Below are 25,683 nucleotides of genomic sequence, written 5' to 3' on the forward strand. Positions count from 1 at the left end.
AGTAGCGCGAAACGGCGACGGAGCGCTGACAAAGGCTCACGTCGAGCACCCGGACCGGGACGTCGCGCACCCGTCCGGCTCACTCCCAGCGGAAGAACTTCGCCGCCGCGCCCAGCCCGAGCACCGCCCACACCGCCAGCACGCCGAGATCGCCCCACGGCATCCCGGCGCCGTGCTGGAGGACGTCGCGCAGCCCGTCCGACAGGGCCGTGATGGGCAGCAGCCCGAGCGCCGACTGCACCGCGTCCGGGAACTTGTCCAGCGGCACGATCACCCCGCCGCCGACCAGCAGCAGCAGGAAGACCAGGTTGGCCGCGGCCAGCGTGGCCTCCGCCTTCAGCGTCCCGGCCATCAGCAGTCCGAGCCCGGAGAACGCGGCGGTGCCGAGCACCAGCAGCAGCACCACGGCGAACGGGGCGCCGTGCGGCGACCAGCCCAGCGCGAACGCGATCACCGTCAGCAGCACCACCTGCAGCACCTCGGTGACCAGCACCGAGAGGGTCTTGGCGGTCATCAGCGCCCAGCGCGGCAGGGGCGAGGCGCCGAGCCGCTTGAGCACCCCGTAGCGCCGCTCGAAACCGGTGGCGATGGCCTGGCCGGTGAAGGCCGTGGACATCACGGCGAGCGCCAGGACGCCGGGCGTCAGGAAGTCCACGGACCGCCCCGCGCCGGTGTCCACGACGTCGACCGCGCTGAACAGCACCAGCAGCAGCGCCGGGATGATCACGGTCAGCAGCAGCTGCTCGCCGTTGCGCAGCAGCATCCGCGTCTCCAGCGCCGCCTGCGCGGCGATCATCCGGGAGAGCGGGGCGGCGCCCGGCCGCGGGGCGTACGTACCGGCGCTCATGCGCGCAGCTCCTTGCCGGTCAGTTCGAGGAAGACGTCCTCCAGGGTGTGCCGCTGGACGGAGATGCCGGACGGCATCACCCCGTGCTGCGCGCACCAGGAGGTGACGGTGGCCAGCAGCTGCGGGTCGACGTCGGCCGTGATGCGGTACGTGCCCGGGGTGGGCTCGGCCGCCTCCGCGCCGTCCGGCAGCGCCTTGAGCAGGGAGCCGAGGTCGAGGCCGGGGCGGCCGGTGAAGCGCAGGGTGTTCTCGGCGCCGCCGCGGCAGAGTGCCTCGGGGCTGCCCTGGGCGATGACCCTGCCCGCGTCGATGACGGCGACGTCGTCGGCGAGCTCCTCGGCCTCGTCCATGAAGTGCGTGGTCAGGACGACGGACACGCCGTCGGCGCGCAGCTCGCGCACGAGGTCCCAGGTGGAGCGCCGGGCCTGCGGGTCGAGCCCGGCGGTCGGCTCGTCGAGGAAGACCAGCTCGGGGCGGCCCACCACGGCCATCGCCAGGGAGAGGCGCTGCTGCTGGCCGCCGGAGAGCCTGCGGTAGGTGGTGCGGCCGCAGGTGCCGAGGCCGAGGCGGTCGATCAGCGTGTCGACGTCCAGGGGGTGGGCGTGGAGCTTCGCCATGTGGCGGAGCATCTCGTCCGCGCGCGCCCCGGAGTAGATGCCACCGGACTGGAGCATCACGCCGATCCGGGGGCGCAGCCGGGCGGCGTCCGCGACCGGGTCGAGGCCGAGGACCCGCACCGTCCCGGCGTCGGGGCGGCGGTAGCCCTCGCAGGTCTCGACGGTGGTGGTCTTGCCGGCGCCGTTGGGGCCGAGGACGGCGGTGACCGTACCGGCGCGGACGCTCAGGTCGAGGCCGTCCACCGCGGTCCTGCGGCCGTACCGCTTCACCAGCCCGCGGATCTGGACGACCGGCTCGCTCTTCATGGCCGGTAAGTCTAAGGGCTGCCACTTCGCCCCCGGCGGGCGCGGGGGCGTCCCGCCGGACCCCCGTCGGGAGGGGCACGCGGCCGGTCTCCGGCGTGGATTAGGTGACCCTAAGTGATGAAGCGCACCGTAGATCGTTCCGGACCGTGGTTGTCAGGGCCGGATTAATTACGCAACAATGGCGTTGTGAAAAACGGCGAGACCAAGCGGGAGACACCCCAGGAGGAACTCGCGACCGGCGAGCGTTCGACGCGCAACAGGGTCGCGCGCTCCATCCTGGACCACGGCCCGTCCACCGTCGCCGAGCTGGCCAAGCGCCTCGGTCTCACCCAGGCCGCGGTCCGCCGCCATCTCGACACCCTCGCGTCGGACGGCGTCGTCGAGGCCCGTGAGCAGCGGGTCTACGGAGCACGGACGCGTGGCCGCCCGGCCAAGGCGTTCGCCCTGACCGACTGCGGACGGGACGCGTTCGACCAGTCCTACGACAAGCTCGCGGCGGACGCCCTGGGGTGGATCGCCGAGACCTCGGGCGAGGCCGCGGTCGCCGCCTTCGCCCGGGCCAGGATTGCGGCCCAGACCGAGGCGTACCGGGCGGCGATCGAGGCGGCGGATCCCGATGCGCGCACCGAGGCGTTGGCCAAGGCCTTGTCGGCCGACGGGTACGCTGCTACGGCGCGTAGCGCGCCCGGCCCGCAGCAGGGCGAGCAGTTGTGCCAGCACCACTGCCCGGTCGCTCATGTCGCCGAGCAGTATCCGCAGCTGTGCGAGGCGGAGACGGAATTCTTCTCCAGCCTTCTCGGTACGCATGTGCAGCGTCTGGCCACCATCGCCCACGGCGACGAGGTGTGCACGACGTACATCCCGCGCAGCGGTCGCCGCACAGCACCGAAGACCACTCATTCAGCATCTGCAAGCAAGGCCGGGAGGAACCCCGCATGACGCTCCCCACGGAGACTGCCCACCCCGAACTCGAGGGGCTGGGCACGTACGAATTCGGCTGGGCCGACTCCGACGCGGCAGGCGCCGCGGCCAAGCGCGGGCTCTCCGAGGATGTCGTCCGCGACATCTCGGCGAAGAAGAACGAGCCCGAGTGGATGCTGAAGCTGCGCCTCAAGGGCCTCAGGCTCTTCGACAAGAAGCCCATGCCCACCTGGGGCTCCGATCTGTCGGGCATCGACTTCGACAACATCAAGTACTTCGTGCGGTCCACGGAGAAGCAGGCGGAGTCCTGGGAGGACCTGCCCGAGGACATCAAGAACACCTACGACAAGCTCGGCATCCCGGAGGCGGAGAAGCAGCGCCTGGTCGCCGGTGTCGCCGCGCAGTACGAGTCGGAGGTCGTCTACCACCAGATCCGTGAGGACCTGGAGTCGCAGGGCGTCATCTTCCTCGACACCGACACGGCGCTGAAGGAGCACCCGGAGCTCTTCAAGGAGTACTTCGGCACCGTCATCCCGGTCGGCGACAACAAGTTCGCCTCGCTGAACACGGCCGTGTGGTCCGGCGGCTCGTTCATCTACGTGCCCAAGGGCGTCCACGTCGACATCCCGCTCCAGGCGTACTTCCGTATCAACACGGAGAACATGGGCCAGTTCGAGCGGACGCTGATCATCGTCGACGAGGACGCGTACGTCCACTACGTCGAGGGCTGCACCGCTCCGATCTACTCCTCGGACTCGCTGCACTCCGCGGTCGTCGAGATCATCGTGAAGAAGGGCGGCCGCTGCCGCTACACGACGATCCAGAACTGGTCGAACAACGTCTACAACCTGGTCACCAAGCGCGCCGTGGCCTATGAGGGCGCGACCATGGAGTGGGTCGACGGCAACATCGGCTCCAAGGTCACCATGAAGTACCCGGCCGTCTACCTGATGGGCGAGCACGCCAAGGGCGAGACCCTGTCCATCGCCTTCGCGGGCGAGGGCCAGCACCAGGACGCCGGCGCCAAGATGGTCCACATGGCGCCGAACACCTCCTCCAACATCGTCTCCAAGTCGGTGGCGCGGGGCGGCGGCCGCACCTCCTACCGCGGTCTGATCGAGATCGGCGAGGGCGCTCCGGGCGCGAAGTCGAACGTGCTCTGCGACGCGCTGCTGGTCGACACCATCTCGCGCTCCGACACCTACCCGTACGTCGACGTCCGTGAGGACGACGTGTCGATGGGGCACGAGGCGACCGTCTCCAAGGTCTCCGAGGACCAGCTGTTCTACCTGATGAGCCGCGGTATGACGGAGTTCGAGGCGATGGCGATGATCGTGCGCGGCTTCGTCGAGCCGATCGCCAAGGAACTGCCGATGGAGTACGCGCTCGAACTCAACCGGCTGATCGAGCTGCAGATGGAGGGTTCGGTCGGCTGACCCGGCCGACGACCGAATCCCCGGACACTTCACTGAGAAAGCGAGCACTACGACAGCCATGGCTGAGGCTCAGAACATCCCGGCGGGATCCACCACCACCGGTTCCATCGCGGTGGCCGCCGAATCGACCGTCGCCACGCGCATGAGCGCGCCGCCGTCCTTCGACGTCGCGGACTTCCCGGTGCCGCACGGCCGCGAGGAGGAGTGGCGGTTCACGCCGCTGGACCGGCTGCGCGGGCTGCACGACGGCACGGCGGTGGCCACCGGCGACGGCGTCAAGGTCGCCATCGAGGCCCCCGAGGGCGTCTCGGTCGAGACCGTCGGCCGCGACGACTCCCGGCTCGGCCGGGCCGGCACTCCGGTGGACCGCGTCGCCGCCCAGGCGTACTCGTCCTTCGAGCAGGCGTCCGTGGTCACGGTCCCCAAGGAGGCCGTGCTCACCGAGCCGATCCGCATCGCGGTGCACGGCGAGGGCGGGGTGGCCTTCGGCCACCAGGTCGTGGAGCTGGGTGCCTTCGCCGAGGCCGTCGTCGTCATCGACCACACCGGTGACGCGGTGCTCGCCGCCAACGTGGACTACGTCCTCGGCGACGGCGCGAAGCTCACCGTCGTCTCCGTCCAGGACTGGGACGAGAACGCGGTCCACGTCGGCCAGCACAACGCCCTGGTGGGCCGGGACGCCTCGTTCAAGTCGATCGTCGTCACCTTCGGCGGCGACCTCGTCCGCCTCCACCCGCGCGTCAGCTACGCGGGCACCGGCGGCGAGGCCGAGCTGTTCGGCCTGTACTTCACCGACAAGGGCCAGCACCAGGAGCACCGCCTCCTGGTCGACCACAACACCCCGCACTGCAAGTCCAACGCCGCCTACAAGGGCGCGCTCCAGGGCGACGACGCGCACGCGGTGTGGATCGGCGACGTGCTGATCCGGGCCGCCGCCGAGGGCACCGACACCTACGAGATGAACCGCAACCTCGTCCTCACGGACGGCGCGCGCGTCGACTCCGTGCCGAACCTGGAGATCGAGACCGGCGAGATCGTCGGCGCCGGCCACGCCTCCGCGACCGGCCGCTTCGACGACGAGCAGCTGTTCTACTTGATGGCGCGCGGCATCCCGGCCGAGGAGGCCCGCCGGCTCGTCGTACGCGGCTTCTTCGCCGAACTCGTCCAGCAGATCGGCCTGCCGGACGTCGAGGCGCGGCTGCTCGACAAGATCGAGACCGAGCTGAAGGCGTCCGTCTGATGGCCTTCGTCAAAGTCTGCGCGCTCAGCGAGCTGGAAGAGGACACCCCGAAGCGTGTGGAGCTCGACGGCGTCCCGGTGTCCGTCGTCCGTACCGAGGGCGAGGTGTTCGCGATCAACGACATCTGCTCGCACGCGAACGTCTCGCTGTCCGAGGGAGAGGTGGAGGACTGCATGATCGAGTGCTGGCTGCACGGCTCCAGCTTCGACCTCCGCACCGGCAAGCCGTCCGGCCTTCCCGCGACGCGCCCCGTCCCCGTATACCCCGTCAAGATCGAAGGGGACGATGTGCTCGTCTCCGTCACCCAGGAGTCCTGAGTCACCCATGGCAACGCTTGAAATCCGCGACCTGCACGTCACCGTCGAGGCCGACAACGCCACGAAGGAGATCCTCAAGGGCGTCGACCTGACCGTGAAGCAGGGCGAGACCCACGCCATCATGGGCCCCAACGGGTCCGGCAAGTCCACCCTCGCGTACTCGCTCGCGGGTCACCCCAAGTACACGGTCACCGGCGGTTCGGTGACCCTGGACGGCGAGGACGTCCTGGAGATGACCGTCGACGAGCGCGCCCGCGCGGGCGTGTTCCTCGCGATGCAGTACCCCGTCGAGGTCCCCGGCGTCTCGGTCTCCAACTTCCTGCGCACCTCCGCCACCGCCGTCCGCGGCGAGGCGCCCAAGCTTCGCACCTGGGTGAAGGAGGTCAAGGAGACCATGGAGCGGCTCCAGATCGACCCGGCCTTCGCCGAGCGCAACGTCAACGAGGGCTTCTCCGGCGGTGAGAAGAAGCGCCACGAGATCCTCCAGCTGGAGCTCCTCAAGCCGAAGGTCGCGATCCTCGACGAGACCGACTCCGGTCTCGACGTCGACGCCCTGCGGATCGTCTCCGAGGGCGTCAACCGGGTCCGCGGGACCGGCGAGGTCGGCACGCTGCTGATCACGCACTACACGCGGATCCTCCGCTACATCAAGCCCGACTTCGTGCACGTCTTCGCCAACGGCCGCATCGCCGAGTCCGGCGGTGCCGAGCTCGCCGACAAGCTGGAGAACGAGGGCTACGAGGCATACGTGAAGGGTGGCGCTTCCGCGTGACACAGCTGCCGGGCCTCCTCGACACCGAGGCGATCCGCAAGGACTTCCCCCTGCTGGATCGCACGGTCCACGACGGGAAGAAGGTCGTCTACCTGGACAGTGCGGCGACCTCGCAGAAGCCGCGCCAGGTCCTCGACGCACTCAACGAGTACTACGAGCGCCACAACGCCAACGTGCACCGCGGTGTGTACACGATCGCGGAAGAGGCCACGGCGCTGTACGAGGGCGCCCGTGACAAGGTCGCCGCGTTCATCAACGCGCCCAGCCGCGACGAGGTGATCTTCACCAAGAACGCCTCCGAGTCGCTGAACCTCGTGGCCAACATGCTCGGCTGGGCCGACGAGCCCTACCGGGTGGACCACGACACCGAGATCGTCACCACGGAGATGGAGCACCACTCCAACATCGTGCCCTGGCAGCTGCTCTCGCAGCGCACCGGCGCGAAGCTGAAGTGGTTCGGCATCACCGACGAGGGCCGCCTCGACCTGTCGAACATCGACGAGATCATCACCGAGAAGACGAAGATCGTCACCTTCACGCTGGTCTCGAACATCCTGGGCACGATCAACCCGGTCGAGAAGATCGTCCGCCGCGCCCAGCAGGTCGGCGCGCTGGTCTGCATCGACGCCTCGCAGGCGGCCCCGCACATGGTGCTCGACGTGCAGGCGCTCCAGGCCGACTTCGTGGCCTTCACCGGCCACAAGATGGTCGGCCCGACCGGCATCGGCGTGCTCTGGGGACGGCAGGAGCTCCTGGAGGACCTGCCGCCGTTCCTCGGCGGCGGCGAGATGATCGAGACCGTCTCGATGCACTCGTCGACGTACGCCCCCGCGCCGCACAAGTTCGAGGCCGGTACGCCCCCGATCGCGCAGGCCGTCGGCCTCGGCGCGGCCGTGGACTACCTCTCGTCGATCGGCATGGAGAAGATCCACCGTCACGAGCAGGCGATCACCGAGTACGCGGTGAAGCGGCTGCTGGAGGTCCCCGACCTGCGGATCATCGGTCCGGCGACGGCCGAGGACCGCGGCGCCACGATCTCCTTCACGCTCGGCGACATCCACCCGCACGACGTGGGCCAGGTGCTCGACGAGCAGGGCATCGCGGTCCGGGTCGGACACCACTGCGCACGGCCGGTCTGTCTGCGGTACGGAATTCCCGCGACGACGCGAGCGTCTTTCTATCTGTACTCCACGCCCGCCGAGGTCGACGCCCTGGTGGCCGGCCTGGAGCACGTACGGAACTTTTTCGGATGAGGGACGAGCGGCTGAGGGGTGACTGGTGAAGCTTGATTCCATGTACCAGGAAGTGATCCTGGACCACTACAAGCACCCCCACGGGCGCGGCCTGCGGGACGGCGACGCAGAGGTGCACCACGTCAACCCGACGTGCGGCGACGAGATCACTCTCCGGGTGAAGTACGACGGCGAGACCATCGCCGACATTTCGTACGAGGGTCAGGGATGCTCCATCAGCCAGGCCAGTGCGTCCGTGCTGAACGACCTCCTGGTCGGCAAGGAGCTGGGCGAGGCGCAGAAGATCCAGGAGACCTTCCTGGAACTGATGCAGTCGAAGGGCCAGCTGGAGCCGGACGACGCCATGGAGGAGTCGCTGGAGGACGCCGTCGCGTTCGCCGGTGTCTCCAAGTACCCCGCCCGGGTGAAGTGCGCGCTGCTGAGCTGGATGGCGTGGAAGGACGCGACGGCGAAGGCGCTGTCCGAAGGGAAGACGGCATGAGCGAGAACACGGTGACTTCCGAGGAGACCCCGGTGACCTCCGAAGAGACTCGGGTGACCAAGCCGGCCTCCGAGGAGGAGGTCCGCGAGGCCCTGTACGACGTCGTCGACCCCGAGCTGGGCATCGATGTGGTCAACCTGGGGCTGATCTACGGCATCCACATCGACGACGCCAACATCGCCACCCTCGACATGACCCTGACGTCCGCGGCCTGTCCGCTGACCGACGTCATCGAGGACCAGGCGAAGTCGGCGACCGACGGCATCGTCAACGAGCTGCGGATCAACTGGGTCTGGATGCCGCCGTGGGGCCCGGACAAGATCACGGACGACGGGCGGGAACAGCTGCGCGCGCTGGGCTTCAACGTCTGATCCCACCGCGTCGCACGCGGAACCCTCTCGCGTGTCACCCCGTACACGTCATCCCGTACGCCTCACGGCGTTCGGTACCGTGCCGCGTCGCACCATGTGTGGCACCGCGGGGTGGCGCGTGACATCCGTACCGACCGACGAACGGCCTCCGGTTCACACCGGGGGCCGTTCGCCGTGGTGGGCGAGGACGGCGTGCGGGTCTCCCGCGACGGGGGCGTGGTCCATGTGCACGGTCGCGGCGGTCAGCCGGGGCACGGCGTGGATCAGGGCGTGCTCGGCGGCGACGGCGATGCGGTGGGCCTCGACGACGGTCAGCCGCGGATCGACCACGACCTCGGTCTCGGCGCGCAGCTCATGGCCGATCCACCGCATCCGCACGCGCCCGGTGTCCAGGACGCCGTCGACGTTCCGCAGGGCGCAGTGGGCGGCGGCGACGAGGCCGGGGTCGACGGAGTCCATCAGACGTCGGCAGACCTCGCGGGCGGCGTCCTTGAGGACCATCAGGATGGCCACGGCGATGAGCAGGCCGACCACGGGATCGGCGGCGGGCAGGCCGAGCGCCGCGCCGCCCGTGCCCAGCAGGACGGCCAGCGAGGTGAATCCGTCGGTCCGGGCGTGCAGCCCGTCGGCGACCAACGCGGCGGAGCCGATGCGGCGCCCGGTGCGGATGCGGTAGCGGGCCACCCATTCGTTGCCGATGAAACCGATGAGCGCGGCGGCGGAGACGGCCCACAGGTGGGTGATGTCGCGGGGGTGGAGCAGCCGGTCCACCGCCACGCAGGCGGCCAGGACGGCGGAGGCGGCGATGGTCGCGACGATCAGGACGCCGGCCAGGTCCTCCGCCCGGCCGTAGCCGTAGGTGTAGCGGTGGTTCGCCGCCCGTCGGCCGAGGAGGAAGGCGATCCCCAGCGGGACGGCGGTCAGCGCGTCGGCGGCGTTGTGGACGGTGTCGCCCAGCAGGGCCACCGACCCCGACAGGGCGACGACGACGGCCTGGGCGACGGTCGTGGCACCGAGGACGACCAGTGAGATCCACAGCGTGCGCATGCCCTCGCGGGAGGCTTCCATCGCCGTGTCGACCTTGTCGGCCGTTTCGTGGCCGTGCGGCGTGACGAGGTGCGCGAGCCGGTGCCGCAGACGCGCGGTGCGGGAGACGCCGTGACCGGGCCGGTGTCCGGCCTCGCCGGGCGTGTGACCGTGGCCGTGCATGCGGCTCCCCGCGTGGCCGTGTCGGCCGTCGAGGCCGTGGTCGGGGAGCTGTCCGTGCTCGTGGCGGTCGTGTGCGTGAGTGTGTCCGTTCCCCTCCATGCGGTTCACGGTGGCACACGAATCCGATTGCGGCTACAGCCGTCGTACGCCCTGTGACCAGGTGCGATGTGCTCGCAACAGCGCTGCTGTGGCGCCCGGTGCCGACGGCCGGTACCGGCCCGGAGCGCCGAACCGGACACAGAACGTACGCCCGAAGTCTGCTCGGTGTGTGCTCGGTGTTGTCGCGGGTATCGGAGCCTTTCCGCACCTTCCCGCGCCACCACGCCGACGAGAGGCATGCCGTGCTGCACACGTCTTCGTTACGGAACCGTCGGACGGCCGCCGCCGCGGGCGCCGTTCTCGCGCTGACCGCCTTCGGGCCGAACACCCCCGCGCACGCCGCGAGTTACGGGACGCCGACCATCGGGCTCTCGGTCTCCTACCTCTCCGGTGCCGTCGGCGCGACCGGCGACCCCGTGGTCACCGTCACCGTCGCGCAGAGCGGTGCCGACGCCGGGGCGCTCACGGTGGCGGCGTCCGCCAGCTCCAAGCCGTCCGTCGCCGGGACCGGCGATGTGACCGTGACCGGGACGGGCACCACCCGGAGGCTGTCCGTCGCCGCCCACGGGCGCGGCTTCACCGACCTCACGGTCGAGGTCACCGGACTCGGCGGCAGGACCGCCACCAAGAAGCTGCACTACGCGGCGTCGGCCGCCGTGCGGGACGCCGCCGACACGCGCTACCTCGCCGGCTCGTCGGACGCCTCGGCCGCCGTGGACGTCGGCGGCGGCTACGCGGTCGTCGCCGACGACGAGTCCAACACGCTGCGCCTGTACGACCGTTCCGTCTCCGGCGCGCCGGTCAGGAGCTGGGACGTCGGCCCGGAGCTCGGGGTGTCGAAGGAGATCGACATCGAGGCGGCGGCCCGGGTCGGGAACACCATCTACTGGACCGGTTCGCTCGGCAACAACAAGAGCGGCGAGTACAAGGCCGACCGCAACACGGTGTTCACCACGACGGTGTCCGGATCGGGCGCCGGCACCCGGCTGACGGTCGGCGGTTCGTACAAGAGGCTCCGGGACGACCTCGTCGCCTGGGACGAGGCGCACGGCGACCGGTTCGGATTCGCGGCGGGGACGGCGGACGGCGAGGTACCCAAGCAGATCGACGGGTTCAACATCGAGGGCCTGGAGTTCGCGCCCGGCTCCACGACCACCGCGTACCTCGGCTTCCGGGCCCCGCTCGTGCCGCCGAAGACGGGCGGCAAGGCGCTGATCGTGCCCGTCACCAACTTCGACAGGGTGGCCGGCGGCGGGGCGAAGGCGGCCATCGGCATGCCGATCGAGCTGGACCTCGGCGGGCTCAGCATCCGCGACATCCGGAAGAATGCCGCCGACCAGTACCTGATCGTGGCCGGTTCCTGGGCGGCCGACGACAACTCCGACCCGTACGCCCTCTACAGCTGGGACGGGGTCGCCGCCCACGCCCCGGTCAGGCGGCTGGACCTGCCCACCGGCGACCCGGGCGGCTGGGAGGCCGTCGTCGACGTCCCGGACCTGACCGTGCCGGGCGCCCGGGTCCAGCTGATCACGGACTCGGGGTCGGCCGATCTGTACGGGGACGGCACGGAGGCGAAGGACCTCGACCACGCCGAATGGAAGAAGTCGCGCGCCGTCCGGTTCACCGTCGGCGACTGACGGCACGACGGGCACCGGCCCGGTCCCTGGTCGCCGGGGCCGGGCCGGAGGCCGGCCGGAGGTGCCGGGCACCGGATCCCGGGCGCCGCGAGCACCGCTACGGGCCGTGCGGGGCCGGCGCGGCGGCCGCCGCCTCGGCCAGGACCGGGCCCAGATTCTCCGTACGCATGCGCCGGTCGACGTAGAGAAGCCCGATCACCAGCTGGGGGAACGTCGCCGAAATGAACTGGCCGACCAGCTGCCCCAGCAGCATGATCACCATGTAGCCGCTCATGGCGAGGACGACCGATGCGGGGTTCGGGTCCTCGGCGAGGGCCGCGCCGCCGATGGCGCCGGAGAACATGCCGAGGAACGAGAACGGCATCTGGATCATGTAGCTCGCCACCGCGGCCATGGCGAGGCCCAGCAGAGCGATTCCGAAGATCCGCCACCAGTCGCCGCGCACCAACTGCGCCGAGCGGCGCATGGCCGCCACCGGTCGCAGGCCCTCGAAGACCACGGCAGAGGGGGCCAGGCTGAACTTCACCCAGAGCCAGGCGGCCAGCGGGGCGGTGGCGAGGGCGCCCAGGAGCCCGAAGGCGGACCACAGCACGGCGGCGCCGGCGCTGTCCGACAGGGTGATCACACTGACCATGAGGGCGATGAAGCCGACCATCGCGAGCACGACGGGGATCATCACGACCAGGGACACGAGGATCACCGTCCCGGCCACCGACGGTACGCGGGACCAGGCCCGGCGCCAGACGGCGGAGAAGGTCGTCGGCCTGCCCAGCACCGCTTCCTGGAGGACGGCCGGCACCGCCGCGTAGACCAGGGCCGTCGCCAGCACGAAGGTGAGCACGCCGACCAGCCAGACGGCGCCCAGACCGGTCAGCACCGGTACGAGATCGCCCGTCGCCGGATCCTCGTCCGCGCTGAGCTCCAGGAGCCGGCGCAGGTGCTCACCGGCCGTCGCGTACGCGATCAGGGCCGTCACCGCCACGACGGCCAGCGTCCCGCCGTACGCGGCCCCGCCGACCCCGAGCAGCTGCTTCCAGTAACGGCCCGTCGTGCCGAAGGCGCCCCCGAGTATGTCCGCGAGCTTCAGGGGCGCCAGCGGTATCACCCCGGGTTTCGGTGGCGGTGGCATCCAGCCACCCCAACCCGGCGGTCCTCCGTAGGGCGCTCCGCCGTACGGCGCCCCGCCACCCCACCCTGCGTCCTGCGTCACTGCTGCTCCGTCGTGTCTTGTGTCCGTTGCCGCCGTCCGTGCCCCGGTCCGGGACACCGTAGCCGCCCATCGGCGAGAAGTCGTCGTACCGTACGAAGAGCGGCGATGCGTACACTCGTACACATGGGTTACGGACTGCTTGCCGCGGCGATCGTGGCGGAGGTCGCCGGCACGACGGCGATGAAGTACAGCGAGGGCTTCACCCGGCTGTGGCCCTCACTGATCACCGTCGTGGGCTACCTCACCGCCTTCACGCTGCTCGCCCGGGCGCTGAAGACGCTCTCGGTGGGGACCGCCTACGCGATCTGGGCCGGTATCGGCACCGCCGCGGTCGCCGCCATCGGCATCCTCTTCATGGGGGAGTCCGGCGGTCCGGTCAAGCTCGCGGGCATAGCGCTCGTCATCGCCGGAGTGGTGGTGCTGAATCTGGGCGGGGCCCACTGATGGCCCGCCGGTACGACCCCGAGCGGCGTGATCGCATCATCGACGCCGCGCTCCGCGTGGTCGGCGCCAAGGGCATCGCGGGCCTCAGCCACCGTTCCGTCGCCGCCGAGGCCGATGTGCCGCTGGGTTCGACGACCTATCACTTCGCCTCGCTGGACGAGCTGTTGATCGCCGCGCTGCGCCGGTCGAACGAGAACTTCGCGAAGGTCATGCGGGAGAGCCGGGCCCTCGCCGACCCCGCGGCCGACCTCGCCGAGGAACTGGCCCGGCTGCTGGGGGAGTACTTCCGCGGCGGGCGGGGACGCGCGGAGCTGGAGTACGAGCTGTACCTCGCCGCACTCCGCAGACCCGCGCTGCGGCCCGTCGCCGCCGAGTGGACCGACGGCGCGGCCGAGCTGCTGTCCCGGCGCACCGATCCGGCCACGGCGCGTGCGCTGATCGCGCTCATGGACGGGATCTGCCTGCAGGTGCTGCTCACCGGCGGGAAGTACGACGAGGCGTACACGCGGGAGATGATGGGGCGCGTCGTCGGCTGACCGGTCCTCGGCGCGTGTGTGTTGCCGACGTGTGGCGTCCGGCGCGCCGACCGTGGCGGCTGCCCGCCGACCGACCGGTTCGCGGCCCGGCGTGTGGTGCACGGCGGCGGCCCGGCCCGCCGGACCGTGCGCCGCGTGCTCACTCGTCCGGCCGGGCCGCTCCTCGTACGGCCCGCAGCGCCGCCCGTACGCTCGCCTCGATGTCCGTGACCGGGTACAGCGCCTCGCGGATCGTCCGGTCCCGGTCGACCACCAGCGTCAGCCGCTTCAGCCGGCCGACACCGGCCGCCCGGAAGGTCGGCAGTCGCAGGGCCGCGGTCAGATCCAGCTCGGCGTCCGAGAGCAGCGGGAAACGCAGCCGCTCCGCCGCCGCGAACGCCCGCTGCTCGTCGGGCCGTTGGGTGGACACGCCGTGCACGGTCGCGCCGGCCGTCGTGAACTCGGCCAACTGGTCGCGGTATGTGCGGGATTCGAGCGTGCAGCCGCTCGCGCCCGGGATGCCCGCCCAGCCCGGCGGATAGGCGTCGCGGCGGGCATAGGCGCCGGGGAAGCAGTACAGGACGGTGTGCGGTGTGTCGGCGACCGGGTCGCGCCACTCGCCGTCGTGGTCCAGCAGGCGCAGTTCGGGCAGGCGGGTACCCACCAGGGCGTGCACCCGGGCCGCCTCCTTCGAGTTCTCCGCGGCCGTCGCCCTCACGTCCCCTTCCCCCATGACCCAGGTGTCGCCCCAGTCCTGGAGCGCGATCAGTACAGGCAGCAGCGCGTGTCCGCGCGGGGTGAGCCGGTACTCGTACCGGGGCGGCCGGTCCTGGTACGGCTCGCGCGACAGCACGCCCGCGTCGACCAGCAGCCGCAGCCGTTCGGTCAGCACCTTGCGGGACACGCCCAGTTCCGACTGGAGCGCATCGAAACGGTGCACCCCGCGTGCCGTGTCCCGCACGATCAGCAGGGTCCACCAGTCGCCGACGACGTCGAGCGCCTGGGCGATCGCGCAGTCGGCGTCGGCCAGGCTGGTGCGCTGGGGCATGGGATTCTCCGTGGGTCTCCGGCGCTCCGGGTCTCCGGGACTCCATTCCCGGCCCGTCGCCCGGATCGGCGCTCGGGAACCATGATGCCATGGTCGGTTCCCAAAGGAGACCGAGTGCGGGCCGGGAAAGGCTCGGGAGTCCTGGGAGCCTCGCGGGGAGCGGGCGCGGCCTTCCGGGGGGCTTGCCGCGACCACTCGGCGAGACCGGTTGGCTCCGGTCACACCTGCCCGGTTAGGTTTCGTGCATGAGCGATACGACTTCTCCCCGCACCACCGGCGCCGTCGCCGCCGGCCTCGCCACCGTCGCAGGTGACGGTTCCGTTCTCGACACCTGGTTCCCCGCCCCCGAACTCGCCGACGCCCCCGGCCCGGCCGGGTCCGAACGGCTCACCCCCGACCAGGCCGTCGACCTCCTCGGCGCGGGTGCCGCCAAGGCCATCGGGGTGGACGCCCGGCGCGGTGTCGAGGTCGTCGCCGTACGCACGGTCATCGCCTCGCTCGACGACAAGCCGCTCGACGCCCACGACGCGTACCTGCGTCTGCACCTCCTCTCGCACCGTCTCGTCCGGCCGCACGGACAGAACCTGGACGGCCTCTTCGGGCTCCTCACCAACGTCGCCTGGACCTCGCTCGGCCCGGTCGCCGTGGACGACGTCGAGAAGGTGCGACTGAACGCCCGCGCCGACGGTCTGCACCTCCAGGTCACCTCGGTCGACAAGTTCCCCCGAATGACGGACTACGTCGCCCCGAAGGGCGTCCGGATCGCCGACGCCGACCGGGTCAGGCTCGGCGCGCACCTGGCCCCCGGCACCACCGTCATGCACGAGGGCTTCGTCAACTTCAACGCGGGCACCCTGGGCACGTCGATGGTCGAGGGCCGGATCTCCGCGGGCGTCGTGGTCGGCGACGGCTCCGACATCGGCGGCGGCGCCTCCACGATGGGCACCCTCTCCGGGGGCGGCAAGGAGCGCATCGTCATCGGTGAGCGCTGCCTGATCGGCGCCGAGGCCGGGGTCGGGATCGCGCTCGGCGACGAGTGCGTCGTCGAGGCCGGGCTCTACATCACGGCGGGCACCCGCATCACGATGCCGGACGGCCAGATCGTCAAGGCTCGTGAGCTCTCCGGCGCCTCGAACATCCTCTTCCGCCGCAACTCGGTCACCGGCACGGTCGAGGCCCGTCCGAACAACGCGGTGTGGGACGGTCTCAACGACATCCTGCACAGCCACAACTAGCGCCGCGGCAGGCAACGTTTGCCCGTCAAGGAGCGCGTCCGGTACGTGCTCTCGGTGTGCCGGCCGGAAGCCCTCGTACTGGATGTACTTGGGATTTCGGCCGGTGCGGCGAGAGGGCGCGCCGGGCGTCGCGACGGGGCGAACGTTGCCTGATGCGGCACTAGTGCCGCGCCCGGCAACCTTTGCCCGGAAGGAGCGTCGTCCGGTGCTTCCCCAAGCTCTCAGCCTTGTTCGAGCAGGGGAGACCCCATTGATCGCAAGGCGGCCGGAAGCCCTCGGATGGGGTCTCCCCTGCTCGAACGAAGTCGAGAGCTTGGGGAAGGGCTACGTGAGCTTTTGGCCAACGGCGCGAGCGTGCGTGCCGGACGGCGCGACGGGGCAAACCTTGCCGGTCACGGCACCAGTGCCGGGAGCGGCACCAGTGCCGCACAGCCACAGCTGCCCTCCGGGGGCAGGAGAGGGAGTGCACGCCCTCCGCTCCGTGTCGGCGAGCAGTTCCTCGTAGGCTCCGCGCAGCCCGTCGGTCGCCCCGCGCCCGGCGGGCTGCGGCGGTTCCCGGACCGGTCCGGCGTCGAGCAGCGCCTTCGCCGTGACCGTGCCGAGCAGCTCGTGCGCGCGGTCCTTCATGGACGGCCGAACCCCGAAGCCCGCTCGGTTCTTCTCCGAGTGAAGAAGAAGGAACGCGCAACGGTCGGGGGAAGGCGCTCGGCGGGCCTCCTGGGCTCCGGCGGGCTCTGGCATGATCGAACGCCTATGCGGCAGGCCGACGTGGGGGCGGGTGCATGAGCGTGTGGGCGCGGAGACGGGCACGGATGCGGGCAGACGCAATCGCGGGGACGGGGACAGGGGCAGAGGCACGAGAACGGGCGGGAACCGGGGCCGGGAGACGGGGACCGGCGGCGGCCGTGCGCGCGGCGCTCACGACGGGGGTCCTGGGGTTGTCGCTCTCGGGATGCGCGGGGTTCCTCGTACCGGCGGGCGAGGGCGAACCGGAGTCGGCTCCGGTGGTGACGCCGAGCGCGTCGTATCCGCCCGGCTCCGCGCACGCCGACAGACTGCCCTCGCCCTTCCCGAGCGTTCCCGAGGAGCTCCTCGACCGGCCGTCGCCCCCGTCGGCGCAAGGGCCCGCCCCCACGCCCACCGCGAGCGGCCGGACGCACTGTCCGCCTTCCGGGGTCGTCGTCGGCATGGGCGAGATCGAGGCCGCGCTGGGACATCGGGCCGTCGGGCTCACCCTCACCAACTGCGGCGGCAAGCCGTACCGCGTCCACGGCTACCCGTCCGTCCGGGCCCTGGACGAGGCGGGCGACCCGCTGCCGGTGCCGGTGAACCCGGCCTCCTCGTACATGGGGACCGATCGGGGCCCGCAGGAGGTCGTGCTGAAGCCGGGGCAGACGGTGTGGTCGCTGCTCGCCTGGGTCTCCACCCCGACCGGCGGTGACCTCGTCGAGGGCGACGCGCTGGAGATCGCACCGGCCCCCGGCATGGAGGCGCGCGTCTTCCCGCTGGAGGGCAGCGACGTGCGGCTGCTCGACGAACTGAACATGACCGCCTGGCGGACCGGCCCCGCTTAGTGCGGCGCAGGCGCCGCGCCCCATGGATGGCCGGTGCCGGTGCCGGTGCCGGTGTCGCGTCGCGCGGGCGGGGTCAGCGTCGTGCCATGTAGAGCGTGAAGGCCCGGTGGAGCAGCTTGTTGATGGGGTAGTCCCATTCACCGACGTACTCGGCGGCCCGGCCACCGGTGCCGACCTTGAAACGCAGCAGGCCCAGCAGATGGTTGTCCTCGGCCAGAGTGTCGGTGATCCCGCGCAGGTCGTACACGGCCGCGCCCCGCTCGTGCGCGTCGCTCATCATGCGCCACTGGATCGCGTTGCCGGGCTGGACCTCGCGCTTGCGGGCGGTCGAGGCGCCGTAGGAGTACCAGACGTGGTCGCCGACGGTCAGCATCGTCGCGGCGGCCAGTGCCTCGCCCTCGTGCTGGGCGAGGTAGAGCCGCATGCGGTCGGGGTCCTCGGCGCGCAGCGCGGTCCACATGCGCTGGAAGTAGCCGAGCGGGCGGGGGACGAAGCGGTCGCGCTCGGCGGTCTCGCGGTACAGCTCGTAGAAGACCGGAAGGTCCTCGTAGCCTCCCTCGTCGACCTTGACGCCCGCCTTCTCCGCCTTCTTGATGTTGCGCCGCCACTGCTGGTTGAGACCGGTCCGGACCTCCTCCAGCGACCGCCCGGCGAGCGGCACCTGGAAGACGTACCGGGGCTGCCCGGCGGCGAAGCCGTCCTCGCCGTCCTCCTCGCCCCGTTGCCAGCCCATCCCGCGCAGCCGGTCGACGAGCGCGGCGGCCCGCGGATCGTCCGCGTCCGCCCGTACGTCGCGCAGGCGCCGGGCCGCCGGGTCCGCGACGGCCTCCTTGACGGTCTCGGCGTCCCAGTACCGGGCGATCACCGGGGGGCCCATGCGCACCGCGAACGCGCCGCCCGACTTCAGGTGCGCCAGCATCGGCCCGAGCCACCGCCCCGGGTCGGGGTCGTTCCAGTCGATGACGGGGCCCTCCGGCAGATAGGCCAGCGTGCGCCTGGTCCGGGGGATCGGGCGGTGGAGCACGAGCGCCGCTCCGGTGAGCTGTTCCCGGCCGGTGCTGTCCGGTTCGAACCAGCCGATGCTCTCCGCGCGCCAGTCGGGTTTCACGTCGCCCCACGACGGAACCTGCATATGGCTCACGGCGGGCCTGCTCGCGACGAATGCCAGATGTTCCTCGCGGGTGATCGCCCTGAGGTGCGGGTTCATGCGGTACTCCGATCGTCTTCCGGTTCCGGCCGTCTTCCGGCTCGTTCGGTCATCCGGCCCGGTTCGCCATCCGGTTCTGCTCGCCCGTTCGTCCCATCGGTTCCGGCGGCGGGAGCGCCGTTGACCTCGAGCGTGCTTGACGTAGCAGTGTGGCCGTCGGCGGCGTACCGCACGGGTGCGCCGGGTCAGGAGGACCCGTCATGAGTGTGCGTTTCGCATCCCGTCCCGATCTTGCCCGCAATGACGTCGGACTGGTCAAGGCGAGCACCTGGGATGTCGGCACTCCGGAGCGCCAACGGCGGACGGTCGAGGCGATCCGCGAGGCGTGGGACGGCAGGGAGTGGCCGCATGCGGGACTGCTTTCGTACACCGTCCATACCGGTGAGGACGGAAAGACCTTGTTCCATTACACCCAGTGGAGTGGGGAGCGGGCGTACCAGGACTTCTTCCGGCACGGCCGGGACGAGCGCAACGCGGACATCGACGCCGCCGTGCCGGGCATCCGGCGGCTCGGGCTGCACAGCCTCGAAATGTACCGCTCGAAGGGCCCGGGGGAGGGGGACGGACGGGAGCCGGGATGCGTGGTGATCGTCGACGTCGAGTTCGAAGGGGCGGACAAGGCACGTCAACGGGACTGGGTGGACACGGTGTTCGAGGCACTGGGGACCGACCCGGCGCTCGCCCCCGAAGGGATCTCCGCGCACTTCCACGTGAGCGTCGACGGGACCCGTGTGCTCAACTACGCCGAATGGGAGAGCGCCCGGGCCCACGCCGACGCGCTGGCCGCGCCCGGTGACGGGATCGGGTCCAGGACGCCGCAGTGGGAGCGCGTGCGGTCCTACCCGGGAGTGGCCGCGAGCACCGTGAACCGCTACGCGCCCGCGCTCAGCATCGGACCGAGGGCGGGCGCGTAGCAGGTGGTGCGTGGGGTACGCGGGGCGCGGAACGGGCGGAAGGGCGTGAGCCGCCGGGGTGAACGCGGTCGGCCGCGCCCGGCCGGCTCGGAACGGTCCCGGCCCGCCACGGCCGGCTCGGGACTGTTCCGTTCGACCGTCCCGTCCGGTTCGACCGTCCCGTTCCGCTCCGGTCGTCCGGGGGCCGCCCCGCCCCGCCCCGCCACGGCTCACGGACGGAAGCGGAGCACCTGCGGGTCGTGGTCGCTGTTCTGCGCGGCGAACTCTGCGTTGATGTGCACGCTGTCGTACTCGAAGTCGTCGATCGACGGGCTGGTCAGGATCTGGTCGAGGACATGGCTGTTGCCCTGGTAGACGTACGAGTAGCGCTCCGCGCGCGGCAGCGACCTCACGGCCGGGTACAGCACGCCACCGGCCGTGAGCGTCTTGGTCGTACCGGAGAACTCGAAGTCGTTGATGTCGCCGACGACCAGCACGTCGGCGTTCCTCTGGACGCTCAGCAGCTTCGTGACGAAGGTGTTGACGACCCCGGCCTGTGCGTGCCGCTGCACCTCGGACGAACGGGTCGGCGGCTGGTGCTGGGAGACGAGGGACTCGTCGCCGCCCTTGGACGCGAAGTGGTTCGCGACGACGAACACCGTACGGCCGCGGAAGACGAACTCCCCGACGAGCGGTTTGCGGCTGTTCTCCCACGCCGCGTTCGCCGGGTCGATCCGGCCGGGGGAGTGGGTCAGCGCCGCCCGGCCCCGCTCCCGCACGACGCCGGTCGCCGTCGTGGCGTCGCCGCCCGCGCGGTCGGTGAACGACACTCGCTCCGGGTTGAAGAGGAACACCTGGCGGATGTTGCCGCCGGGCTCGCCGCCGTCCTTCTTGTCCTGAGGGTCGACGGAACGCCACTGGTAAGCCGGACCGCCCGCGGCCACGATCGCGTCGACGAACTTCGCGACGGTGCGGTCGGCGGAGACCGTGCCGTCGTCCTTGGCGCCGTTGTCGTCCTGGATCTCCTCCAGCGCGACGATGTCGGGCGAGGCGAGGTTGTTCACCACCGCGGCGGCGAGCGCGTCGAACTTCTCCTGAGGGTCGGTCGGGTCGAGGTTCTCGACGTTGTACGTCGCCACCGCCAGTTCGCCTCGGCGCTGCTCGCGGGTCGTCTCCCGGCGCAGGCCCTTGCCGGTGACCTCGCCCAGTGTGCGGGCGGTCAGCGTGTAGCCGCCGTACTGGTTGAAGTCGAGCGGCCCCTCGGTCGTGCCCGACAGCACGTCGCCGACGTCGGCGGTCGGGAAGGGGCGTTCTGCGAGCGGCACCAGCGACTGGATCTGGAGGCGGCCGGTGTTCTGCGCGTCGTACGAGCCGTAGACGGTGCCGCCCCTCCGGTTGGCGTGCTCGTGCGGCTTCACCGTCACCCACAGCTCGGCGTACGGGTCGGTGGCGCCGACCACCCGCGCGGAGCCGATCCGGACGTTCATGCCCTCCAGCGACTCGTAGTGGTCCAGGGCGTAGCGCGAGGGAGCGAGGGGGAGCGCGTTGACGGAACCGCCCGCCGCCGGGTCTCCGGCCGGCGCGTACCGGGAGGGGACCGAGCGTGCGGAGATCGTCACCGGCGCGGGCAGCGGGTTGCCGGAGGACACCACCTCGACGGTGGGCTTGCTGATCTGGGTGAGCGACTGGTTGCCCGAGGCGACACCGCCCGGGACGTACTCGGTGACGGTGCCGGAGACCGTGACCGCGTCTCCGACCGCGACCGTCGGCGCGGACGAGGTGAAGACGAAGATCCCCTCGCTGGTGGCGGGGTCGGCGTCCGGACGCGGGTCCTGGAACCAGAAGCCCTTCGAACCGTAGGTTCGCACCCCCGTGACGATGCCGGTGACACCGCTCACCTGCCGGCCGCCGAGCGGGGATATGCGGGTGGAGCCCTGGATGTCGTGGATCCTGACCGGGCCGTCGGCGGAGGAGCCGGAGGGGGACGGAGAAGCGGCGGACGCGGAGGTGGTGGCAGCGCCGGTGAGCAGGCCCGCCGCGAGCGCGGCGGTCACTACGGCGGAGACGGCGGTCGTTCTGGACGATGCGGCGGGCATCACGGGCTCCGGGATGTCGAGGGTCGTAGAGGGAGGTCGGGGGAGGTCGGGGGCTCGGGAGGTAACGGCGCGGACGGGCGGGACTCCGCGTGGCTCGGGAGCGCGCCCGGACAGGGTTGTCCCCGGGCCGGGGCCGCCTCCGGTACGGGAGCGCGTACGGGCCGGTCGCCCGTACGGTCGGTTGGCCGCGCGAGGGACCGACGGCCTGCGAGAGGAGCCGATGGCCTCCACGTGGATCTACGCGCGTCAATCTCGTGTGTGTGCCGGGCAGTTGTCAAGGGCCCCCGGGTGTCCCGCCGTCGTCCTTCGCCCGAGCCGGGCGGCATGGGACGAAATGCGTCTACGCTGGGCCGCCTGACCCGGTACGCCCCGTACGCCCGAGGAGAATCACCAGATGTCCGCAGAGCAGCGCCCCACCCTGCCGCCCGTACGGCTGCACACCGAAGCCGAGCTGGCGCGGGACGCGCTCGCCGCACCGCTGCTGGCCCGCGCCGTCCGGCTCGCGCGCTGGGCCGGCCCGGAGACCAGGGTCGGTGCCGGTGGAGAGCTGGTCGAGGCACAGCTGCCCGCGGCGGCCGAGCACCTCGGCCTCGCGGCGGACGAGGAGGGCGCGGCGGAGGCGAGCGAGGCGTGGCGGCTCGCGGTCGACACGGGGCTCGTCGACGTCGAGGACCCGGACGAGGACGCCGGCCCGGACGCGGAGGGGACCGCCGCCGCGGGCGAGAACCTGGCGCTGATCACCGGAGGTTCCCCGCGGGACGTCCTCTCGATCTGGCTCGACGGCCTGGAGGCCGCCTACGCCGATGCCACCGCGCCGGTCTTCGACGACCTGGCCGACCTCGTCTCCGAGGACGGTTCGGTCGACTTCGACGCCCTGGACTGGGACCCGGACGCCGAGGCGGAGTTCCTCGACGGGGTCCTCGGCAATCTGTACCTGCTCACCGTCGGCGACGGCGCCGGTGACGGCGGCGCGCAGACGCCCCCGGTGCCGCTGCCCGCGCTCGCCGCCTCGTTGATCGTGCCGGACGACATGGGCGAACCCACCGACGACATCCTTGAAGAGGTGTCCGAGGCGATGATGCGGCTCGACGACCAGTTCCGGGTCCTCGAACCCATCGGGATCGTCGAGTACCAGCCGGTGGACGAGGCGTTGCTGGTCGAGGAGGACGAGGACGCCGACCCGCAGGCCGACGACGAGGACGTCACCCGGTACGGCATGGTGAAGCTGACCCCTCTCGGCCTGTACGGCATCCGCGCCCGGATGCTGGAGGCGGGCGTGGACGCCCCGGCGGTCGGTGACCTCGTGGACAAGGGGGCCGATGTGCTCCTCGGCGGTATCGCCCACTACCCCGAGGCGGCGGCCCGCGCCGAGTCCGAACTGTGGCTCGCCCGCCGCGGCGCGGACGGTGCCGCGGCCGAACTCCTCGCGGCGGCGCGGGGTACGGACCAGGAGGCGCCCCTGCGCCGGCTCCACTGCCAGCAGGCGCTCTCCCTGGTCGGCGCGGAGGCGGAGCCTGCGGTGCGCGCGGTGCTGGACGATCCCGAGCTGGGCGGCCTCGCCCGGGTCTGGCTCGTGGAGCTGGGCGCGGCGGACGTGCCCGCGCCGCCGGAGCCGATGATCTTCTGGCTCGCCGTGGACACCATCGCGGCCCAGCTGGAGGCCGAGGGCGATCTGGACGAGCTCCGGGGCCTCGTCGAGAGCCTGGCGGACCGGCACAGCGGCTTCTTCGACGAGGTGTGGCGCGTGGAGCACCCCGCGACGGCGGACGTCCTCGACGCGATGGGGCAGCTGCACAGCGACAAGAAGAAGGCCAAGGAGGCCCGCAAGGCGGCGTTCAAGGCGCGCTCGCGCGCGGGCGCCTGAGGCCGGCCGCGCGATCGAGCGAGGCGCGAACGCCTCAAGTGCCGCTCGTGGGCGGGCGCCCGAGGAGCGGTCGACGACCGGCACTAGTGCTGCTCCCGGCAAGGTTTGCCCCGTTGCACCGTCCGGCACGCACTCCCCCAAGGCCTTAAGGGCCAGGGGGACCCCCTTCGGCGTTGGCCGAAAGCGCACGTAGCCCTTCCAGGCAAACCTTGCCGGTCACGGCACTAGGGGTGAACAGGGCGTGACGGGCGGGTCCGGCAGACACGGCAGCCGGACCCGCCCGGCCGCCGTCGGCGGCCGTCCGCTCGCCCGAACGCGGCAGCCGGACAAGGACTTTCGGCCGTTCGCATACTTTCGGCCGATCGCATCCGGTCAACTGCACAGGAAGGATGCCCCGGGGCGTCGCCCGCAGTTCAACTGGAGTTGGGGCAGGAGCGTCACTGTGGGCGCGCCAACAACCCGCTCAGTCGTTCCAGGAGTGACGTGATGTCCTTCACGCGCAGGGAATTCACCAGACAGTCCGCCCTCACCGGTGCCGGCATCGCGCTGACCGGTACGGTCGCCGCGCTGGCCACCGCTCCCGGCGCCCTGGCCGCCGGGGACCCGAAGCACGGTCACGGCAACGGCCATGGACACGGGCACGGTCACCAGGACGAGCCCGGCTACGGACCGCTGGTCTCCGACCCGAAGGGCATCCTGGCGCTGCCCGCCGGGTTCTCCTACGAGGTCATCACCCACTGCGGTGTCACCAGGCTGGAGACCGGCGAGTACACCCCGTCCAACCACGACGGCACGGCCACCTTCGAGGGCCCCCGCGGTGTCACCCTGCTCGTCAACAACCACGAGCTGAGCGGCACCCGCGCCGGCTGGGAGCACCCCGTGCCGCTGACCGAGGGGCTGGTCTACGACCCGGTCGCGGCCGGTGGCTGCACGGTCGTGGAGACCCGCCGCGACGGCCGTACCGCCGAGTGGGTCGGCATCGCCGGCACCTCCACCAACTGCGCGGGCGGCGCCACCCCGTGGGGCACCTGGCTCACCTGCGAGGAGACCGAGGACAAGGCGGGCAAGAACGGCCTGCTCAAGGACCACGGCTACGTCTTCGAGGTCGACCCCTACGACCGGCGCGCCAACCGCGACCCGCGCCCGATCAAGGCGTTCGGCCGGTACGCCCACGAGGCCGTCGTCATCGACCCCAAGCGCGGCCACGCCTACCTGACCGAGGATGCTTCCAACCCGAACGGGCTGCTCTACCGCTGGGTGCCGCCGCACGGCTTCCGGCACGGCCGCGGCAAGCTGCGCACGCTCGCCGACGACGCCGGTGTGCTCCAGGCGTTCAAGTGCTTCGACCGCAACGGGGCGTTCGTCGACGACCTGTCCCGGGCCACGCGGATCGGCACGGTGTACGGGGTGGACTGGGTCGACGTCCCCGATCGCGACGCGAAGACCGTCTCGGTGCGCAAGCAGTTCGCGGACGGCGAGGTCACCCGCGCGCGCAAGCTGGAGGGCATGTGGTGGGGTGACGGCGGCGCGTACATCGTCTCCTCGTTCGCCCGCGCGGAGAGCCCCGGCCGGCACGACGGCCAGGTCTGGTTCTACGAGCCGAAGCGCCGCACGCTGACGCTGAAGGTACTGCTGGGCGTGAACGCGGATCCGTCGAAGGAAGGCGCCTTCGACGGCCCGGACAACATCACCGTCTCGCCGTACGGCGGTCTGGTCATCGCCGAGGACGGCGACGGCCTCCAGCACCTGTTCGGGGCGACGGAGAGCGGCCGCACGTACCCGATCGCCCGCAACGAGCTGAACATCGGCAGCGAACAGGAGCCGGAGTACAGCGAGTTCACCGGCGTGACGTTCTCGCCCGACGGCCGGACGCTGTACGCCAACATCCAGGACCCGGGCATCATGCTCGCGATCACCGGCCCCTGGAAGCGGCAGCCGAACCGCCACTGACGCACCGTCCGCGTGGCCGGGCCCGTACGGACCCGGCCACGTACGATTCCCCGTCCGCGTACGGGCCACTCGTTCGATGCGTACGCGTATGGGCTCGTACGCGCGTGCGCTCGTACGTGCGTGCGTAAATCCCTCGCGTCC

General features: G+C 71.3%; 23 protein-coding genes and 1 pseudogene. 16 read left to right on the forward strand and 8 right to left on the reverse strand.

Features of this window, described 5'->3' with window-relative positions; genetic code table 11:
- Positions 1–79: 79 nt before the first annotated feature.
- Together ACFYY6_RS21925 and ACFYY6_RS21930 are read right to left on the reverse strand one after the other, a co-directional pair.
- Positions 80–847 (reverse strand): ABC transporter permease, encoded by a 768-nt coding sequence (locus ACFYY6_RS21925; protein ID WP_351524755.1) that lies wholly within the window; start codon positions 845–847, stop codon positions 80–82.
- Positions 844–1,770, reverse strand: a complete 927-nt coding sequence (locus ACFYY6_RS21930; RefSeq protein WP_351623506.1) for an ABC transporter ATP-binding protein — start codon at positions 1,768–1,770, stop codon at positions 844–846. Before ACFYY6_RS21930 ends, ACFYY6_RS21925 begins: the two co-directional genes overlap by 4 nt.
- A 186-nt stretch (positions 1,771–1,956) precedes the next feature.
- Between ACFYY6_RS21930 and ACFYY6_RS21935 the strand changes: the two genes are divergently transcribed.
- The 8 genes from ACFYY6_RS21935 to ACFYY6_RS21970 are packed head-to-tail and all read left to right on the forward strand — an operon-like array spanning position 1,957 to position 8,561.
- Positions 1,957–2,709 carry an ArsR family transcriptional regulator gene (locus ACFYY6_RS21935; RefSeq protein ID WP_351524753.1) on the forward strand — a complete coding sequence of 251 codons (753 nt, stop codon included), beginning with the start codon at positions 1,957–1,959 and terminating at the stop codon, positions 2,707–2,709.
- On the forward strand, positions 2,706–4,127 hold the full coding sequence (gene sufB, locus ACFYY6_RS21940) for a Fe-S cluster assembly protein SufB (protein WP_073788551.1): 1,422 nt from the start codon (positions 2,706–2,708) through the stop codon (positions 4,125–4,127). Before ACFYY6_RS21935 ends, sufB begins: the two co-directional genes overlap by 4 nt.
- A 58-nt stretch (positions 4,128–4,185) precedes the next feature.
- Positions 4,186–5,367, forward strand: a complete 1,182-nt coding sequence (sufD, locus tag ACFYY6_RS21945; RefSeq protein ID WP_351623505.1) for a Fe-S cluster assembly protein SufD — start codon at positions 4,186–4,188, stop codon at positions 5,365–5,367.
- Complete coding sequence (locus ACFYY6_RS21950; protein WP_351524751.1) at positions 5,367–5,684, forward strand: bifunctional 3-phenylpropionate/cinnamic acid dioxygenase ferredoxin subunit; 318 nt, start codon at positions 5,367–5,369, stop codon at positions 5,682–5,684. Before sufD ends, ACFYY6_RS21950 begins: the two co-directional genes overlap by 1 nt.
- Positions 5,685–5,691: 7 nt before the next feature.
- Positions 5,692–6,456, forward strand: a complete 765-nt coding sequence (gene sufC, locus ACFYY6_RS21955) for a Fe-S cluster assembly ATPase SufC (RefSeq protein WP_351524750.1) — start codon at positions 5,692–5,694, stop codon at positions 6,454–6,456.
- Positions 6,453–7,709, forward strand: coding sequence for a cysteine desulfurase (locus tag ACFYY6_RS21960; protein WP_351524749.1), 1,257 nt, complete (start codon positions 6,453–6,455; stop codon positions 7,707–7,709). The genes sufC and ACFYY6_RS21960 overlap by 4 nt, the downstream gene beginning before the upstream one ends.
- Before the next feature lie 25 nt (positions 7,710–7,734).
- Positions 7,735–8,190: a Fe-S cluster assembly sulfur transfer protein SufU gene (gene sufU, locus ACFYY6_RS21965; protein WP_351524748.1), complete on the forward strand. Its 456-nt coding sequence runs from the start codon at positions 7,735–7,737 to the stop codon at positions 8,188–8,190.
- Entirely contained in the window at positions 8,187–8,561 is a 375-nt protein-coding gene (locus ACFYY6_RS21970; RefSeq protein ID WP_386608928.1) for a metal-sulfur cluster assembly factor, read from the forward strand. Before sufU ends, ACFYY6_RS21970 begins: the two co-directional genes overlap by 4 nt.
- Before the next feature lie 153 nt (positions 8,562–8,714).
- On the opposite strand, the gene ACFYY6_RS21975 is transcribed toward ACFYY6_RS21970, so the two are convergent.
- Positions 8,715–9,869: a cation diffusion facilitator family transporter gene (locus tag ACFYY6_RS21975; RefSeq protein ID WP_389194706.1), complete on the reverse strand. Its 1,155-nt coding sequence runs from the start codon at positions 9,867–9,869 to the stop codon at positions 8,715–8,717.
- Positions 9,870–10,111: 242 nt separating this feature from the next.
- Here ACFYY6_RS21975 and ACFYY6_RS21980 point away from each other — a divergent pair, with 242 nt between their 5' ends.
- Positions 10,112–11,506 (forward strand): hypothetical protein, encoded by a 1,395-nt coding sequence (locus ACFYY6_RS21980; protein WP_388649322.1) that lies wholly within the window; start codon positions 10,112–10,114, stop codon positions 11,504–11,506.
- 97 nt (positions 11,507–11,603) lie between these two features.
- On the opposite strand, the gene ACFYY6_RS21985 is transcribed toward ACFYY6_RS21980, so the two are convergent.
- Positions 11,604–12,635, reverse strand: coding sequence for a hypothetical protein (locus ACFYY6_RS21985; RefSeq protein ID WP_351524745.1), 1,032 nt, complete (start codon positions 12,633–12,635; stop codon positions 11,604–11,606).
- 204 nt (positions 12,636–12,839) lie between these two features.
- Here ACFYY6_RS21985 and ACFYY6_RS21990 point away from each other — a divergent pair, with 204 nt between their 5' ends.
- Complete coding sequence (locus ACFYY6_RS21990; RefSeq protein ID WP_073788533.1) at positions 12,840–13,160, forward strand: multidrug efflux SMR transporter; 321 nt, start codon at positions 12,840–12,842, stop codon at positions 13,158–13,160.
- Complete coding sequence (locus ACFYY6_RS21995) at positions 13,160–13,696, forward strand: TetR/AcrR family transcriptional regulator (RefSeq protein ID WP_388649317.1); 537 nt, start codon at positions 13,160–13,162, stop codon at positions 13,694–13,696. The genes ACFYY6_RS21990 and ACFYY6_RS21995 overlap by 1 nt, the downstream gene beginning before the upstream one ends.
- 139 nt (positions 13,697–13,835) lie before the next feature.
- Here ACFYY6_RS21995 and ACFYY6_RS22000 read toward each other — a convergent pair whose 3' ends face one another.
- On the reverse strand, positions 13,836–14,723 hold the full coding sequence (locus ACFYY6_RS22000; protein ID WP_351524743.1) for a winged helix-turn-helix transcriptional regulator: 888 nt from the start codon (positions 14,721–14,723) through the stop codon (positions 13,836–13,838).
- Positions 14,724–14,968: 245 nt separating this feature from the next.
- On the opposite strand from ACFYY6_RS22000, the gene dapD reads away from it, so the two are divergent.
- Positions 14,969–15,958, forward strand: coding sequence for a 2,3,4,5-tetrahydropyridine-2,6-dicarboxylate N-succinyltransferase (dapD, locus tag ACFYY6_RS22005; protein ID WP_351623501.1), 990 nt, complete (start codon positions 14,969–14,971; stop codon positions 15,956–15,958).
- Positions 15,959–16,444: 486 nt separating this feature from the next.
- On the opposite strand, the pseudogene ACFYY6_RS22010 reads toward dapD, so the two are convergent.
- Positions 16,445–16,573: pseudogene (locus ACFYY6_RS22010) on the reverse strand (4-hydroxy-tetrahydrodipicolinate synthase); the annotation flags it as partial.
- Between the two features lie 290 nt (positions 16,574–16,863).
- On the opposite strand from ACFYY6_RS22010, the gene ACFYY6_RS22015 reads away from it, so the two are divergent.
- A complete protein-coding gene (locus ACFYY6_RS22015; protein ID WP_351623500.1) occupies positions 16,864–17,532 on the forward strand; it encodes a DUF4232 domain-containing protein in 669 nt (222 codons plus the stop codon).
- A gap of 73 nt (positions 17,533–17,605) precedes the next feature.
- Here the strand turns inward: ACFYY6_RS22015 and ACFYY6_RS22020 are convergent, their stop codons facing one another.
- On the reverse strand, positions 17,606–18,739 hold the full coding sequence (locus tag ACFYY6_RS22020; protein ID WP_388649314.1) for a lipid II:glycine glycyltransferase FemX: 1,134 nt from the start codon (positions 18,737–18,739) through the stop codon (positions 17,606–17,608).
- A gap of 200 nt (positions 18,740–18,939) precedes the next feature.
- Between ACFYY6_RS22020 and ACFYY6_RS22025 the strand changes: the two genes are divergently transcribed.
- Positions 18,940–19,653 (forward strand): antibiotic biosynthesis monooxygenase, encoded by a 714-nt coding sequence (locus ACFYY6_RS22025; protein ID WP_351623498.1) that lies wholly within the window; start codon positions 18,940–18,942, stop codon positions 19,651–19,653.
- A gap of 209 nt (positions 19,654–19,862) precedes the next feature.
- Here the strand turns inward: ACFYY6_RS22025 and ACFYY6_RS22030 are convergent, their stop codons facing one another.
- The gene (locus ACFYY6_RS22030) at positions 19,863–21,728 is read right to left on the reverse strand and encodes an endonuclease/exonuclease/phosphatase family protein (protein ID WP_389194711.1); all 1,866 of its coding nucleotides are present in this window, start codon (positions 21,726–21,728) and stop codon (positions 19,863–19,865) included.
- A 394-nt stretch (positions 21,729–22,122) separates the two neighbouring features.
- Here ACFYY6_RS22030 and ACFYY6_RS22035 point away from each other — a divergent pair, with 394 nt between their 5' ends.
- Both ACFYY6_RS22035 and ACFYY6_RS22040 read left to right on the forward strand, forming a co-directional pair.
- Positions 22,123–23,592, forward strand: a complete 1,470-nt coding sequence (locus ACFYY6_RS22035) for a hypothetical protein (protein WP_351525239.1) — start codon at positions 22,123–22,125, stop codon at positions 23,590–23,592.
- A gap of 486 nt (positions 23,593–24,078) precedes the next feature.
- Positions 24,079–25,542, forward strand: coding sequence for an alkaline phosphatase PhoX (locus ACFYY6_RS22040; protein ID WP_351525238.1), 1,464 nt, complete (start codon positions 24,079–24,081; stop codon positions 25,540–25,542).
- Positions 25,543–25,683 lie beyond the last annotated feature (141 nt).

The sequence above is a fragment of the Streptomyces sp. NPDC001750 genome (assembly GCF_042892615.1).
In the GTDB taxonomy this organism is placed as follows: Bacteria; Actinomycetota; Actinomycetes; order Streptomycetales; family Streptomycetaceae; genus Streptomyces.